A 14,003-nucleotide genomic window follows, 5' to 3' on the forward strand; every position below is an offset into this window, starting at 1 on the left:
GATAATATGTTACATATTACACACAGTTCCGGGTCAGTCGTTCGGGAAGGGCGGGGTGTTCCAGGTGACGGATGCCCCGGCATCCGTCGCGACGACCGCGACCGGTCCCGAGCGGGGCAGGGCTGTTCTCCCGTGCTCGTCGACCAGGACGATCGGAAGCCAGACCTCATACACTTCGGCGGCCGCGAGAGCCCCGAGTGTGATGATCGCATCCCTGGAGGACAGCACGATCGCGGCCGGCGCCACCCCGGCCCGGATCTGCTCGGCCAGGACGCTCGTGGACGAACTGGAACCGCGGGAAGCGCTCATGACGAGCACCCGGCCGGCGATCGAGAGACCATGCTGTGGATGGTGCACATCGGTGATCATGCCGGTGGCGAGGTCGGTACCGCCCCAGAGCGAAAGTGGTTCATCGAGCCAGAGAAGCTCACCACAACCGACACCCGGGCACAGCGATTCGGCCGCGACCCGGGACTCGCGTGCCAGATCAGTTCCAGGCCGACTCATCACGGATCACCCGCCCCGCTCGCGCCGAGGCCATGCACTCGGCCAGGGTGCCCAGGACCACGTTGATACCCATGTTGGCCGGCGCGTACCAGGCCCACTTCCCCGAGGTCGTCATGGCTGTGCGCACCGTTTCAGAGAGGATCGGCACGAGATAGGTACAGGTGTCGACCACGAGTTTCGCTCCGGCCCGCTCGCATAACTGGGCATACCCGGCCGAACGGGCTTCGGCGAGCACGTCCCGAGAGGTGGAAATCCAGACGGTGCAGGACGGATCGAACGGCGCACCATCGCGGAGCAGGTCAGCCAGCTTGGCAAACTCGGTCAGCGAAAAGTGCGGCGTGCCGATCGAGACCGCGTCCAGCCGGTCGGCGACCGATGCTGTGGTCAGTTCGTCCCTGGCGGCGCGCAGCACGGATCCCGTGACCGGGATGCGCCGCACCCCGGCCGGCGGCCACGCAGCCCCGGCGACGAGCGCTTCCGGCGTGGAACCCGCCACGTGGAACAACGCGACGCCCCCGCTCGAAGCCGCCGTCGCCCCGAGCGCCTTGATGCGGTCCTCGTCGACCAGCGCGGGATCGATGCCGGTGAGGATGCACACCTCCTCACCCACGATGCGCCCGACGGCGAATCCCAGAGCCGCCCAGGCCGCATCCGTATCGAGGACCCGGGAGGGGATGCCCGAACAGTCCAGTTCGAGGGTGGGCACTCGATTCAGAGTAACGTGCAGCCCAGCCAGCGGCGCCCGCCCGGTGATTGCGGCGCAGACATCGGCGAAGTCGCCATACCGGGCCGTACGCGCGCCGAGCCCTGAGTTGGCGAAGACGATCGCGTTCGACTCCGCCCACGCGATGTCGGACCCGAATTCGGGCCGGCCTTCCAGTTGGTACGGCGCGCAGGTCCACGTCGCCCGCGCCCCCATGGCAACGTAGGCGTCCATCAGCCGGCGGGCCGCGGCCGACTCCTCGGGGTCCAGGCGCACGATCCCCGGATGCATCAGATCGAGCGAACTCACATTCAGCGTCGTGGGCACGGTGACCTCCGCACCCAGGCTGACCAGTTTCTCGGCGAAGTCGAGTCCGGCCTGGCCGTGATACAGGCATCCGTCGATGTGGGCGGATGAGATATCGATCAGCCGGGGCGCCTGCGAAATTCGGGCGAGCGCCACGATGATGCGCATCGCCATCGCGACGCCCTGCCCGTGCTCACCGGCGAGCTTCGCCTCATCCTCCTCGGTCAGGATCAGTGCCGTTGCAGTTGTCGACCCCATCAGGCACCCAGATAGGCGTCGATGATCCGCGGGTCGGCGAGGAGATCCACTGCGCGCCCCGCCACGGTGGTCACTCCCCCGTCGATGACATACGCTCGGTCGGTCACTTTGAGAGCCGCGCGCGCGTTCTGCTCCACCAGCAGAACGGTGGTGCCCTGGTCACGAATCGAGGAGATCACCTGCATGACCTGCGCGACGATCAGCGGGGCCAGCCCCATCGATGGCTCGTCGAGCATGAGCATCTTCGGTCCGGCGACGAGCCCCCGTCCGATGGCCAGCATTTGCTGCTCGCCGCCTGACAGGGTGCCGCCCTGTTGCGCTCGGCGCTCGGCCAGGAGCGGAAGAAGTTCGAATACCCGCTCGATCCGTTTGGCGACCGCCGTCCGGTCCTTGACCAGATAGCCGCCGAGCTGCAGGTTCTCCAGCACGGTCAGGGTGCTGAAGATGCGCCGACCTTCCGGCACGTGGATCAGCCCGGCGCCGACCACGGTCCACGGCTGTGCCTTCGTGATGTCCGCGCCGTTGAAACGCACCTTCCCGGAGTGCGATTTGACCAGCGCGGAGGCCGTCGACAACGTTGTCGTCTTGCCCGCGCCGTTGTTGCCGAGCAGCGCCACGATCTCGCCCTCCTCCACGCTGAGGCTGATGCCGCGCAGCGCCTGAACCTTGCCGTAGAACACCTCGACACTGTCGAACTCAAGCATCGCCATGGCTCGCCACCTCCTCGTCGTCCTTGCCGAGATAGGCCTCGATCACGGCCTGGTTCAGCTTGACCTCGGCCGGCGTGCCCTCGGCGATCGCACGGCCGAAGTTCATCACGACGATCCGTTCGGACAGCTTCATCACCAGCCCCATGTCGTGCTCGATCAGCACGATGGCGGTGCCCAGATCGCGGATACGACGACAGAGCGAGAGCAGCCCCTGCTTTTCCGCGTAGTTGAGCCCGGCCGCCGGTTCATCCAGGAGCAGGAGGCCCGACTTGCGCGCGAGGGCGCGGGCGATCTCGACCTGTTTCTGTTGCCCGTAGGACAGGTTGCGGATCGGCACTCCACGTGCGCCCTCGTAGCCCACGAAGTCCAGCCAGTGGTGAGCTTCCGCGGTGTACGCACCCTCGCTGCGCGTGAACCGCGGAGTGTGGAAGATGGCATCCGCCCAGTTCTGCCCGCCGTACAGGTGCATTCCGGCACGCACATTGTCCAGCACCGTCAGATCTGGGAACAGCCTGAGGTTCTGGAAGGTTCGGGAAATTCCCGCCGCCGCGATATCCGCCGGGCGTTTGCCGGTGATGTCCTTCCCTCCCAGAATCACCGCCCCCGCCGTGGGCTTGTAAAAGCCGGTGATGCAGTTGAAGGCACTGGTCTTGCCAGCCCCGTTCGGACCGATCACCGCGATGATCTCCCTTTCCTGCACGGAGAAGCTCAGCCCGTCTACGGCCTTGACTCCTCCGAAGGCGATCTGGAGGTCTGTCACGGCGAGTACGGCGCTCATCGACTCGCCTCCGTGGCGCCGGCCGGATCGGGGATGTCCGGTTTTCGCCGTTCCGGCTCATACCCGAGTGACGGCCAGAAGCCCTGCGGACGGAACACCATGACCACGATGAGCAGCAGGCCGAAGGCGAGGTAGCGGTAGGCGGCGAGGTCCCTGAGCAGCTCGGGAAGCAGACTGATCACGAGCGCACCGATGACGACGCCGCGCATATTGCCCATGCCGCCGAGCACGACGGCCATCAGCACCAGTGCCGATTGCAGGAAGATGAAACTCTGCGGCGATACGGCCGAAAGATGGGCGGCGAAGAGGAGGCCGCCGAAACCGCCCCAGATCGCACCGAAGATGTACGCGAGGAGCTTCACTCTGTAGGTGTGGATGCCCATGGCCTCTGCGGCATCCTCGTCCTCCCGCACGAATCGCCAGGCACGACCGAGCCGGGACCTGCCGAGGCGGGCGGCCGCCAGCACGAAGCCGGCAACGATGATGACAGTGACGTAGTAGAACACCGCGGGACTCTGCAGGTCAAAATCGCCGATTTTCAACAGACCCGGAATCCCGAAGATACCGGATGGGCCACCGGTGACCGTCAGGTTATTGGCCGTGATTCGGGTGATCTCACCGAAGCCGAGGGTGACGATGGCCAGGTAGTCGCTTCGGAGCCGCAGTGTCGGCGCCCCAATGATGAGACCGGCGAGAACCGTCATGACCAACACGGCTGGGATCGTGAAGATCAACGGCAGATCGAAGGCTTTGGCGATGATTCCCGAGGTGTATGCCCCCACGGCCATGAATGCGATGTAGCCGAGATCGAGCAGCCCGCAATACCCGACCACGATATTGAGGCCGGAGGCGAGCAACACGAAGATCGCGGCGGTGGTCATCACATTCAGCGCATACGGCGTGGCGATCACAAACGGTGCCGACACCGCGATGCCGAGGGCCACCCAGCCGAGTTGCCTGCTCTCGAATAGCCGCGAGAGCCGGGAGGAGGGTGGCCGAGTCATGCGCGGAGCCAGGGTGGTGTCCACGTTCTCGCTCATGTCAGACACGCTCCGTTACGCGTTCGCCGAGTATGCCGGTCGGCCGCAGGGTGAGGAAGAGGATGAGCACGGCGAAGGCGAAGACATCGCGCCACTGCCCGCCGAACCACTCGGCGCCGAAGGCCTCCACAAACCCCAGGACCAACCCGCCGAGCATCGCGCCCTTGATGTTTCCGATGCCGCCGATCACGGCGGCGGTGAACGCCTTCAGGCCTATGATGAAGCCCATCAGGAAATCGATCTTGCCATAGTAGGCACCCGCCATGACCCCGGCAGCGCCGGCAAGCGCCGAGCCGATGAAGAAGGTGCGGGTGATCACGGAATTGACGTTGATGCCCATCAGCAGGGACGCGTTCCGGTCGAGCGCGATGGACCGCATCGCCCGGCCCGTGGATGTCTTCTGCACGTAGAAGTTCAGCAGGATCATCAGCACCGCGGCGATGAGCATCAGTATGATCTGCGGCAGGGAAATCCGGGCCCCGAGCAGGCTGAAGACGTTGCCCTCCAGGCGAATGGGGAATGCCCGGGGGTTGGGTCCTGCGATCGCGCTGACGCCGTACTCAAGCGAAAACGAGACTCCGACCGCCGTGATCAGCACAGCGAGTCGAGGCGCACCGCGCAAGGGACGGTAGGCGAGGCGTTCGATGAGGACCCCCGCAGTGCCGGTCAGGAGCATGCTCACCAGCATCACGACGAGAAGCGCGCCGATCGACAGTGATGCCGGGATGCCCCCCAGGGAGGTGAGAGCGGCGAAGCCGACGAAGGCTCCCAACATGTAGATGTCGCCGTGGGCGAAATTCAACAGTTTGATGATTCCGTAGACCATGCTGTATCCCAGCGCGATCAGGGCATAGAACGAGCCGACGAACAGCCCGTCCCAGATGAGTTGAGACATAGGAATCCGTTTCGAATCAGCAGTGGTGACGGATGCCGTGGCGACCCTGTCCGGCATCGAGCGCGGCATCCGTCACAACGGATCAGGACAGATCATCCTCGAGGACGAACTTGCCGCCCTTGATGGCCAGGATGACAAAGCCGCCACTGGAGAGCGTGCGCTCCGGCGTGAACTTCAGGGGGCCGGAGAACATCTGGAACCCATCGATGGCCTCCAGGGCCTTGATGATGGCCTTGCCGTCAGTGCTCTTCGCGTCATCGATCGCCTTGGCCGCCAGCCGGACTGCGTCGTAGGACTGGGTCGAATACGGGCCCGGGTCTGACTTGAAGGCCTTCTTGTAGTTTGCGATCCAGTCTTCTGCTCCCTTCAGCGTTTCGGGTGTCTGCGTCATCGTCGCGTAGACGCCTTCGGCGCCGGCGCCGGCGATCTGGGCCAGCGACGGGTCGACGCTGCCGTCGGCCACCATGATCTTTCCTGCGAAGCCGGCATTCTTCAGCTGGTTGATGATCAGGCCACCCTCCTGGTAGTAGCCGGTCCAGTAGACGAGCGAGGGGTTGGCGCCCATGATGTCGCGCACGACAGCCGAGTAGTCGCTCTCTCCCGCGGTGACCGAGGTGCTGAGGACGGCCTTGACCGTCCCGTCGGCCTCGATCTGAGACCTCGTCTCGGTGTTGATGTCCTTCGAATAGCTCGTGTTGTCATCCACGAGTGCGACCGTGGCGAACCCCTGCTTCTTGATGAAGGTGAGCGCGGCCGTCGACTGCTGCTTGCCGGTTCCGTTGATCATGAAGACGTTGTTCGCATTCTGCTTGACCAGGTCCTGCGAGTTCGCCGCAGGGATGATCATGGGGATGTCGGCCTTCTGGAAGATCGGAATCTCCGGCAGCGTTGCGCCGGAACAGTAGCCGCCCACGGAGACGACCGCGCCGTTGGAGACGGCCTTGTTGGCGCCTGCCACTGACTGCTGTGCGTCGCAGGCCTCGTCCTCGACGTCCAGTTCGAGCTGGCGCCCGCCGAGAACGCCACCATCCTTGTTGATCTCGTCGACCGCCATCTGGGCGCCGTTGCGCATGTAAGCCCCCGTCGGGGCGCTGCTGCCCGAGATCGGGATGACCATGGCGAGCTTGATCGGACCGGAATCAGCCGTGCTGTTCCCGCCACCACCCAGCAGGCCGCCACTGCATCCGGCGGTCGTGAGGAGCACCGCCGTAGCGACTCCCATCAGAAGTGTGCTGCGCTTTCCGAGTTTCATTGTCTGCCTCTCCTTTGATGGTGACAATCGGGTACCTCTTCATGCTCGAACCAGGTGTCCACGCGCTGGCGTGAGTCTCATGGTCGCGCCAGTACAATATGACATGCCACAGCCACTGTCGTCAACGATCGAAACGATGTCGTTACCATCGCCGATCCAGCGCTCAAACTTCGGTGTTACCCGCCCACCAGCCAACGACGTGGCCGAGATGTTTGATGGTGAGGGCTTCGAGCGCCGCACCATCCCCCCGCTCGAGCAGATCCAGCATCAGGTGGTGCTCACGGGCCGACTCCGAGAGTTCCTGACTGTGCGCCATCCGGGCCAGGTTGACCATGCGGGTCTGCAACCGAAGTTCGCGAACCGCCCCGACGAGACGATCGTTGCCGTACAGCCCCAGAAGTCCAAGGTGGAATTCCCGGTCCCGCTCGATAAAGCCGGTCAGGTTTGCCTTCTCCGCACACGCCGATATTTCAGCGGCCAGCGCACGCCAGCCGGGCAGCGTGTCTGCGGGGAATCGACCGGCGAGGGCCCGCATCGCCGGCACCTCGAGCAGCTGCCGCAGCTCGATGATCTCCCGAAGGTCCTGCTCGCTGACCTCCGTGACCCGGAATCCCTTGTTGCGCACGGATGCCACGAATCCGCGCTGCTCGAGATCGAGCATCGCTTCACGCACCGGGGTCGCGGAGACGGCGAACTGGGCCGCGAGAGTGGGAACCGAGACGAGCGTTCCGGGAGCGAGTTCGCCGGAAATGATCGCGGCCGACAACGACTCACCGATCCGGTCGCGCAGACTCGCGACCTTCACCACCTTTTGAATTGCCGAGACGGCCATGGCTGCTCTCACTCTCATTGCCCCAGTGTGCACCGCAGTGCTCGCGGGATTATCTTCGACTCGGTACCATCGTGGTATGTGCCATATTACGCGCCCGGTGCGAACTGTCGACTATCACACGGCGGGTGAACCCTTTCGAATAGTAGTAGACGGGCTCCCACCGGTCGACGGAACGACCGTCGGCGAACGACGAGTCCACGCACGAGAGTCCGCTGACGTCGACGCCGTTCGTCAGTTGTTGTGTCGCGAGCCTCGCGGTCATGCCGACATGTATGGCGGCTTCATCGTGCCACCCGACGACGACGGCGCAGACTTCGGCGCTCTGTTCTGGCATAACGACGGATACTCCACCGCGTGCGGGCACGGCACGATTGCGCTCGGCGCATGGGCGGTTCAGAGCGGGAGGGTGCGAGCAGCGCCGGATGGGATAACCCCGGTCACCATCGATGTCCCGTCCGGACGCGTGGTCGCCCGTGTTCGCCAGAGCGCCGGACGGGTCACCGGCGTGACTTTCGAGAACGTCCCCTCGTATCCGGTCGCCCGTTCGGTCGAGGTGAAGACGTCGAGAGGGACGGTCGCCGTCGATCTCGCCTTCGGCGGGGCGCTCTACGCCTCCGTCGAGGCGTCGGAGTTGGGCCTCCGGGTGACGCCGGAACACTACGATCGGCTGTGCGCCATCGGGCGGGAGATCAAATGGGCGCTCAACGACACCGAGTTGGCACGGCATCCGGAAGACGAGCGCCTCAACGGCGTCTACGGCACCGTCATCTTCGATGATCTCGGCGACACGATCGATGGGCCACATCAGCGAAATGTCACGGTTTTCGCCGACGGCCGGGTAGACCGGTCACCGTGCGGATCCGGCACCGGCGCCAGGCTCGCACTCCTGGCCGGCTCGGGGAGGCTCACCGCGGATCAGGTTTTGACTCACGACTCGATCATCGGCACTCGGTTCATCGGTCGGTCCCGGCCGGTTCCTCACACCGAAACCGGCAGGCGCGACGCGATCATTCCCGAGGTCGAGGGGATGGCGTACCGTACCGGTGAACACACCTTCACCCTCGACGCGCACGACCCACTCTCGACAGGATTCGTGCTGTGACAACGAATGCGGCGCTCCCCTGGATCTCGGCCGACGAGGTATTCGCCCGCGTGAGTTTCGGCGACGCAGTGGTTGCCCTGGATCGGGCTCTGGCAGCGGGCCTGGACCCCGCGAAGGATTTCGACCGCAGCGTCCTCGACCTGACCAACGGGCAACTACTGCTCATGCCCAGCGAGTCCAGCGACTATGCCGGGGTCAAGATCGCGACCGTGTCGCCCGGCAACCCGGCCCTGGGCAAGGACCGCATCCAGGGCGTCTACCTGCTGATGGATGCCTCCTCCCTCAGCCCGATCGCGCTCCTCGACGGGGCCGCACTGACTACGCTCCGCACGCCGGCGGTCTCGGCAGTAGCGGCTGACTACCTGGCACCGCCTCGAGTGGAGCACCTGCTCGTGTTCGGCTCTGGACCGCAGGCGTGGGGTCACATCGAGGCGATGCGGGCCATTCGGTCGATCGAAAGGATGACGATCGTCGGCAGAAACCCGGAACGAACCGCTTCATTGGCCTCCCGCCTGCGGGAGAGCGGCCTGAGGGCCAGCGTCGGCACGGCCGACCAGGTAGCCGATGCCCAGCTGATCGTCTGCGCGACGACCGCCAGAGAACCGCTGTTCGACGGGACCCTGGTGCCGGATGACTCCTGCACCGTGGCCGTCGGTTCGCACGAACCAGGAGCGCGGGAACTCCCTTCGGCCCTGGTCGGACGCGCACAACTCGTCGTGGAAGACACCTCCGTCGCGCTCCGCGAGGCCGGCAATCTGCTCATCCCGATCGGGGAGGGCCTGGTCGAGCCCGGCACATTGGTGCCGATGCGCTACATCGTGACCGGCGCAGCATCCGTCGATCGCTCTCGCCCACGCGTCTTCTCGAGTTCGGGCATGTCCTGGGAAGACCTGGTCATCGCGGCGGAAGTGTTCCGCGCCGGCTGAGCGATTCCCCGTCTGCTGCTCCAGCTCGGCCCGCTTCGCCCGGGTGCGCGCCCTTGGCTCTGCCAGCCGCCCCGCAACCCCGGGTGGGAGAATCGACATGCAGCGCCGGTACCGTGAGCGCGCAGGAGGAGTCAACGTGACCGTCAGTGGCATCGACAAGGGGATCGACACCGCCAGGAGCACCGCCGAGCACCGGGAGCTGAAGACGGAGCTCACCCGATTCATGATGTCCTACAAGTTCGCGACCGACGAGATGATGACCAAGATCAACATCCTCAAGGAAGAGTTCAGCTCGATCCACGACTACAGCCCGATCGAGCACGTGAACTTCCGGTTGAAGTCGCCGGAGGGCATCCTCAAGAAGGCCGTCCGCAAGGGCTGCCCGCTCGTGCTCGACGACATCCGCGCCCAGATCCAGGACATCGCCGGCATCCGGATCACCTGCAGTTTCATTTCCGACACGTACCGCATCCTCGACATGCTCACGAACCAGCAGGACATCACCGTGCTCGAGGTCAAGGACTACATCGCGGCCCCGAAACCCAACGGCTACAAGAGCCTGCACCTCATCGTCGCGATTCCGGTCTTCATGTCGGACCGGGTCGAGCCCGTCACCGTCGAGATTCAGATCCGTACCGTCGCGATGGACTTCTGGGCCAGCCTCGAACACAAGATCTTCTACAAGTACCAGGGCGAGGTGCCGGTCGACCTGGTGACCGACCTCAAACAGGCGGCGGATGTCGCCAATCGCCTCGACGTGAAGATGGAACGCCTGCACGACCAGGTCGTCGCCCTCGAGCCCGACGGCCGGGCTGAGCCCGACATCCTCAGCATCGCCGGGCTGTCGCAGTACGCGCTGCCCGAGGGGTTCCTCACCGCCATCGCCCGCGCCCGCCTGGACGACGAGCTGCCCGAGCGCGACCGCGCCTGAGCGGCGTGTGGCCCGCTAGTTGGTGTTGGCGTACAGCCAGACGAGCGGGTCGACCCTGGTGCCGTCCTTGCCGCCGAGCCGAATGTCGAGGTGCAGGTGCGGCCCGGTCGACATGCCCGTGTTTCCGGTCTTGCCGATGACCTGTCCGACCTTGACGACGTCGCCGGTCTTGAACAGCATCGAACCCTTGAACATGTGCGCGTAGACGCTCGACACGAGCTTGCCGTCGATCATGTGGTCGATGATCATGTGCGTGCCGAGGGTGCCCTCACCGTCGTCGCTGTAGCTGACGACTCCGTCGGCGATCGACTGGATCGGAGCACCCAGGCCCGGGTTGAAGTCCTGGCCACCGTGGTTGGACGAGCAGCCGGCGCAGTCGCGGGGGCCGAAGCGGTCGCCGATGTGCACTCCGACGGCGAACGGCCACTGGATCGTGCCGTTCGGGTTGTTGGTGAACGTGGCTTCCATCCGGATGCCACTGGCCACCGCGACCTCGGCGATGGTCTTCGACTCGTAGCCGTCGCGCTGCACCGAGACGACGTCGGTGCCGCCGCTCATGGTGAGCGTCTGCGCGGGCTCCGTGTTGGTCGGCTGCACTGCGGCCCGGGCAGCGGCCTGCACATCGGCCGAGGAGAGCAGCGCCTCGGCCGGCAGTGAGGTGGAGACGGCCATCAGGGCGACGAACGCCATCGCGACGAACGTGACACCGGTGGTCGCGAGCCGCCGGGCACGTCCGCTGGTCGGTTTGGCGTTCCCGGGTGACCTCGGTGCCGCCGCCGGCGCCGTTGCGGCGGCCCGGAACCGAGGCGCGTCGGGGAACGACGCCGCGGGGAGCACCGCTTCCGGGCGCGGGACGTCGGGGAGCACCGCTTCCGGGCGCGGGACGTCGGGGAGCACCGCTGCCGGCTGCACGCTGGGCTGCTCGGAGCGGGAGGCGGCCTGCCTGGCGCGGGCCTGGGCGCGGGTGGGGAATTGGATCGGTGTCGAGGTCGTGACCGGCGAGACATCCGTCTGGAGCTTCTCGAGGTCGGAAACCGGGGCCTCGGCTACCGCGGGGGCGGCGATGAGCCGGTCAGTGTCGGGAATCGTGACCGTGTCCAGCTCGGGCAGATGCGGGTCCGCGTCGGCAAGGGCCTCGGCAAGCGGCATGAACACCGGCGCAGGTTCGAGCGGCTCCGGCTCGAACGCGGGCGCCTCGGCAGGCGCGGGCATGACCGGCCCGGCGAGCGGCGTCGCGACAGCACCGGATTCCCGGCGGCTCGTGTGCCGCGCGTCGGCGACCTCCACGGGTGTGCGCGCGGCACGCTCGCGTTCGCGCAGCTCGCGACGGGTCAGCGACGATCCTGCGGAAAGCTGTCCTGCCGGGTCACTCGCATCGGGCGCAGAGGCAGCCGATGAGGGGGAGTGAGAGGGCAAAGGAGGGTTCTTTCGGTGCGTCGGACAGGGAGCCAGGAGTGTCGTCTTGGCCGGTGCCAAAGTAACGAATCACTACAGCGTAACCCGGGAACCGCCGATTTCCCATTCGGCGAGGCCGAATGACACCCGAAAACGGGGGTGCCGGGGCGTCCCGACGGAGGCTCCCGACAGCGCGCTTCCGCCGGAGACTCGCCCGGGATTCCGCGGATGTGCGCGGCGTGGCGGCGCTACCGACCGCCCTCATCCATGTGCCGGTCGAAAAGTTCGGAAAGTATCGGTTCGAACACCGCGTAGAGGTCGGGCGCGCCCGCAATCAGCAGGTCTATTCCCTCCCGGTCGTCGCCGAACGCGCCGACCCTGGCCCCGGCCTCGCGCGCGATCAGCGCCCCGGCAGCCTGGTCCCACGGGTTCAGGCCGCGCTCGTAGTAGAGGTTCAGCCGGCCGGCGGCCACCGAGCACAGGTCGAGGGCGGCCGAGCCGATCCGGCGGATGTCCCGCACCTGGCCGACCAGGCCGCGCACGACGTCCGCCTGGCGCTCCCTGCGGGCGGCCTGGTAGGAGAAGCCGGTGCCGAGCAGCGCGAGCGACAGGGAAACGCCGGAGGGAACCTGCAGCCTGCGCTTGCCGAGAAACGACCCCTGCCCGGCCGCCGCGGTGAAGAGCTCATCGGCGGCGGGGTTCCGCACCGCGCCGGCCAGCGTGGTCCAGGTTGCCGGGTCAGGATCACCCTCGACGACGGCAATGCTGACGCCCCAGACCGGGATCCCGTACAGGTAATTGACGGTGCCGTCGATCGGGTCGACCACCCAGGTCAGCCCGGAGGTGCCGCCGGTGGCGTCCGATTCCTCGCCGAAAAAGCCGTCATGGGGACGGGCGTCGGCCAGGCGGCGACGGATGAGTGCCTCGGTCTCCCGGTCGGCATCCGTGACAACGTCTTCGGGCGACGACTTGGAGGCGGCGACGTGCACGCCCTCCGCCCGCCGGGTCAGGGCGAGCTCACCGGCTTCGAGGGCGATGTCCTGGGCGAGGCGGAGCAATTCGGTCGAAGCGGGAGCAGTCATGCTCCAACGCTACGGGATACGAAAAAGAGTGAGTGGCAAGTGAGGGATTCGAACCCCCGAAGTCTAAGACGGCTGATTTACAGTCAGATCCCTTTGGCCACTTGGGTAACTTGCCAATACGCACCCGACCATATGAGAACACGTGACCGGAGACGCTCAGACAGAATACAAGAGTTTTGACCCCAGTGAGAAATCAACGCCCGCGTGAGGCGCGCATCCGCCGGTCGATATGATCGACGAAGGCTCAATTCACCGCCGTTAGGATCCCATGGTCGGCATCGACGAGGTCGCCCGTCACGCGGGCGTCTCCACCGCCACGGTTTCGCGCGCCCTGAGCGGCAACGGCCACGTCTCCCCCGCCACCCGGTTGAAAGTGGAAGCCGCGGCGGACGAGCTGGGTTACGTCGTCTCGTCGACGGCGTCGAGCCTGGCCTCCGGGCGGATGAAGAACATCGGGGTCGTCGTTCCGTTCCTCGACCACTGGTTCTTCTCCAGCGTCGTCGCGGGAGCCCAGAAGTCCCTGTTGAAGAACGGCTATGACCTCACCCTGTACAGCCTCACCGGTGGCGTCGTCGAACGCCGGAGCGTGTTCGACCATTTCCTGCTCCGTCAGCGGGTGGATGCCGTGATCGCCATTTCGCTCGAGCTGACGGCGGCCGAGGTGACCAGCCTGCACGCGCTCGGCAAGCCGCTCGTCGGGGTCGGCGGCCCGATCGAGGGGGTGCGCACGCTCACGATCGACGACGTCGCCGTCGCCCGGCTCGCCACGGAGCATCTCCTCGCGCTCGGCCACACCCGGATCGCGCATATCGGCGGCAACAAGGACCTCGACCTGGACTTCCACCTGCCGACGAACCGCCGGGTCGGATACGAACTCGCCCTCAACGCGGCCGGGATCAGCCCGTCGGCAGAGCTGTTCATGACGGCCGACTTCACGATGCGCGGCGGCTACCAGGCGGCGAAGCAGCTGCTCGGAACCCCGCACGACCGGCCGACCGCCATCTTCGCAGCCTCAGACGAGATGGCGATCGGCACCATCCTGGCCGCCAGGGACCTCGGCCTGGTCGTGCCGCGGGATGTCTCCGTTATCGGCGTCGACGACCACGAGCTGGCCGACTTCTTCGGGCTGAGCACGATCGCCCAGTTCCCCCAGGGCCAGGGCGCCAAGGCCGTCGAGATCCTGCTCGACCAGCTCAGCCCGGGCAAGCACGTCACGTCGAACCTGAACACCCCGATGCCGTTCGAGCTCATCGTGCGCTCAAGCACGGCTCAGACGCCCCGCTGAC

Annotated in this window: 14 protein-coding genes and 1 tRNA gene; 4 read left to right on the plus strand and 11 right to left on the minus strand. The window is 66.0% G+C overall.

Features of this window, described 5'->3' with window-relative positions:
- Positions 1-33: 33 nt before the first annotated feature.
- From E3T48_RS11455 to E3T48_RS11490, 8 genes are all read right to left on the minus strand, one after another.
- Positions 34-507, minus strand: a complete 474-nt coding sequence (locus tag E3T48_RS11455; protein WP_134524174.1) for an aconitase X swivel domain-containing protein — start codon at positions 505-507, stop codon at positions 34-36.
- The gene (locus E3T48_RS11460) at positions 488-1,774 is read right to left on the minus strand and encodes an aconitase X (RefSeq protein ID WP_134524175.1); all 1,287 of its coding nucleotides are present in this window, start codon (positions 1,772-1,774) and stop codon (positions 488-490) included. Before E3T48_RS11460 ends, E3T48_RS11455 begins: the two co-directional genes overlap by 20 nt.
- The gene (locus E3T48_RS11465) at positions 1,774-2,484 is read right to left on the minus strand and encodes an ABC transporter ATP-binding protein (protein WP_166789713.1); all 711 of its coding nucleotides are present in this window, start codon (positions 2,482-2,484) and stop codon (positions 1,774-1,776) included. Before E3T48_RS11465 ends, E3T48_RS11460 begins: the two co-directional genes overlap by 1 nt.
- Positions 2,471-3,262, minus strand: a complete 792-nt coding sequence (locus tag E3T48_RS11470) for an ABC transporter ATP-binding protein (protein WP_134524176.1) — start codon at positions 3,260-3,262, stop codon at positions 2,471-2,473. Before E3T48_RS11470 ends, E3T48_RS11465 begins: the two co-directional genes overlap by 14 nt.
- Positions 3,259-4,302, minus strand: a complete 1,044-nt coding sequence (locus E3T48_RS11475) for a branched-chain amino acid ABC transporter permease (RefSeq protein WP_134524177.1) — start codon at positions 4,300-4,302, stop codon at positions 3,259-3,261. Before E3T48_RS11475 ends, E3T48_RS11470 begins: the two co-directional genes overlap by 4 nt.
- Position 4,303: 1 nt before the next feature.
- Positions 4,304-5,197, minus strand: coding sequence for a branched-chain amino acid ABC transporter permease (locus E3T48_RS11480; protein WP_134524178.1), 894 nt, complete (start codon positions 5,195-5,197; stop codon positions 4,304-4,306).
- An 82-nt stretch (positions 5,198-5,279) separates the two neighbouring features.
- Positions 5,280-6,449: a branched-chain amino acid ABC transporter substrate-binding protein gene (locus E3T48_RS11485; protein WP_198417665.1), complete on the minus strand. Its 1,170-nt coding sequence runs from the start codon at positions 6,447-6,449 to the stop codon at positions 5,280-5,282.
- 163 nt (positions 6,450-6,612) lie between these two features.
- Entirely contained in the window at positions 6,613-7,299 is a 687-nt protein-coding gene (locus E3T48_RS11490) for a GntR family transcriptional regulator (RefSeq protein ID WP_241986780.1), read from the minus strand.
- A gap of 58 nt (positions 7,300-7,357) precedes the next feature.
- On the opposite strand from E3T48_RS11490, the gene E3T48_RS11495 reads away from it, so the two are divergent.
- From E3T48_RS11495 to E3T48_RS11505, 3 genes are all read left to right on the plus strand, one after another.
- Positions 7,358-8,383, plus strand: coding sequence for a proline racemase family protein (locus tag E3T48_RS11495; protein ID WP_134524179.1), 1,026 nt, complete (start codon positions 7,358-7,360; stop codon positions 8,381-8,383).
- On the plus strand, positions 8,380-9,309 hold the full coding sequence (locus E3T48_RS11500; protein WP_134524180.1) for an ornithine cyclodeaminase family protein: 930 nt from the start codon (positions 8,380-8,382) through the stop codon (positions 9,307-9,309). Before E3T48_RS11495 ends, E3T48_RS11500 begins: the two co-directional genes overlap by 4 nt.
- Before the next feature lie 136 nt (positions 9,310-9,445).
- On the plus strand, positions 9,446-10,240 hold the full coding sequence (locus E3T48_RS11505) for a GTP pyrophosphokinase (protein ID WP_241986781.1): 795 nt from the start codon (positions 9,446-9,448) through the stop codon (positions 10,238-10,240).
- A gap of 15 nt (positions 10,241-10,255) precedes the next feature.
- Here E3T48_RS11505 and E3T48_RS17475 read toward each other — a convergent pair whose 3' ends face one another.
- The 3 genes from E3T48_RS17475 to E3T48_RS11520 all read right to left on the minus strand — a co-directional run bounded on the left by E3T48_RS17475 (position 10,256) and on the right by E3T48_RS11520 (position 12,832).
- Positions 10,256-11,452 (minus strand): M23 family metallopeptidase, encoded by a 1,197-nt coding sequence (locus tag E3T48_RS17475; RefSeq protein ID WP_166789714.1) that lies wholly within the window; start codon positions 11,450-11,452, stop codon positions 10,256-10,258.
- A 431-nt stretch (positions 11,453-11,883) separates the two neighbouring features.
- Entirely contained in the window at positions 11,884-12,717 is an 834-nt protein-coding gene (locus tag E3T48_RS11515; protein ID WP_134524183.1) for an inositol monophosphatase family protein, read from the minus strand.
- A 33-nt stretch (positions 12,718-12,750) separates the two neighbouring features.
- Positions 12,751-12,832: transfer RNA gene (locus E3T48_RS11520), tRNA-Tyr, on the minus strand.
- 153 nt (positions 12,833-12,985) lie between these two features.
- Here E3T48_RS11520 and E3T48_RS11525 point away from each other — a divergent pair.
- Positions 12,986-14,002 carry a LacI family DNA-binding transcriptional regulator gene (locus tag E3T48_RS11525; RefSeq protein WP_134524184.1) on the plus strand — a complete coding sequence of 339 codons (1,017 nt, stop codon included), beginning with the start codon at positions 12,986-12,988 and terminating at the stop codon, positions 14,000-14,002.
- The last annotated feature ends 1 nt before the right edge of the window (position 14,003 follow it).

This window comes from Cryobacterium fucosi (genome assembly GCF_004403515.1).
Lineage (GTDB): Bacteria > Actinomycetota > Actinomycetes > Actinomycetales > Microbacteriaceae > Cryobacterium > Cryobacterium fucosi.

Bases quoted from the DNA above. Each gene is read 5' to 3' on its own strand.
- E3T48_RS11455 (WP_134524174.1), bottom strand. From the start codon at position 507: ATGAGTCGGCCTGGAACTGATCTGGCACGCGAGTCCCGGGTCGCGGCC.
- E3T48_RS11460 (WP_134524175.1), bottom strand. From the start codon at position 1,774: ATGGGGTCGACAACTGCAACGGCACTGATCCTGACCGAGGAGGATGAG.
- E3T48_RS11465 (WP_166789713.1), bottom strand. From the start codon at position 2,484: ATGGCGATGCTTGAGTTCGACAGTGTCGAGGTGTTCTACGGCAAGGTT.
- E3T48_RS11470 (WP_134524176.1), bottom strand. From the start codon at position 3,262: ATGAGCGCCGTACTCGCCGTGACAGACCTCCAGATCGCCTTCGGAGGA.
- E3T48_RS11475 (WP_134524177.1), bottom strand. From the start codon at position 4,302: ATGAGCGAGAACGTGGACACCACCCTGGCTCCGCGCATGACTCGGCCA.
- E3T48_RS11480 (WP_134524178.1), bottom strand. From the start codon at position 5,197: ATGTCTCAACTCATCTGGGACGGGCTGTTCGTCGGCTCGTTCTATGCC.
- E3T48_RS11485 (WP_198417665.1), bottom strand. From the start codon at position 6,449: ATGAAACTCGGAAAGCGCAGCACACTTCTGATGGGAGTCGCTACGGCG.
- E3T48_RS11490 (WP_241986780.1), bottom strand. From the start codon at position 7,299: ATGAGAGTGAGAGCAGCCATGGCCGTCTCGGCAATTCAAAAGGTGGTG.
- E3T48_RS11495 (WP_134524179.1), top strand. From the start codon at position 7,358: ATGTGCCATATTACGCGCCCGGTGCGAACTGTCGACTATCACACGGCG.
- E3T48_RS17475 (WP_166789714.1), bottom strand. From the start codon at position 11,452: ATGCCCGCGCCTGCCGAGGCGCCCGCGTTCGAGCCGGAGCCGCTCGAA.
- E3T48_RS11515 (WP_134524183.1), bottom strand. From the start codon at position 12,717: ATGACTGCTCCCGCTTCGACCGAATTGCTCCGCCTCGCCCAGGACATC.
- E3T48_RS11525 (WP_134524184.1), top strand. From the start codon at position 12,986: ATGGTCGGCATCGACGAGGTCGCCCGTCACGCGGGCGTCTCCACCGCC.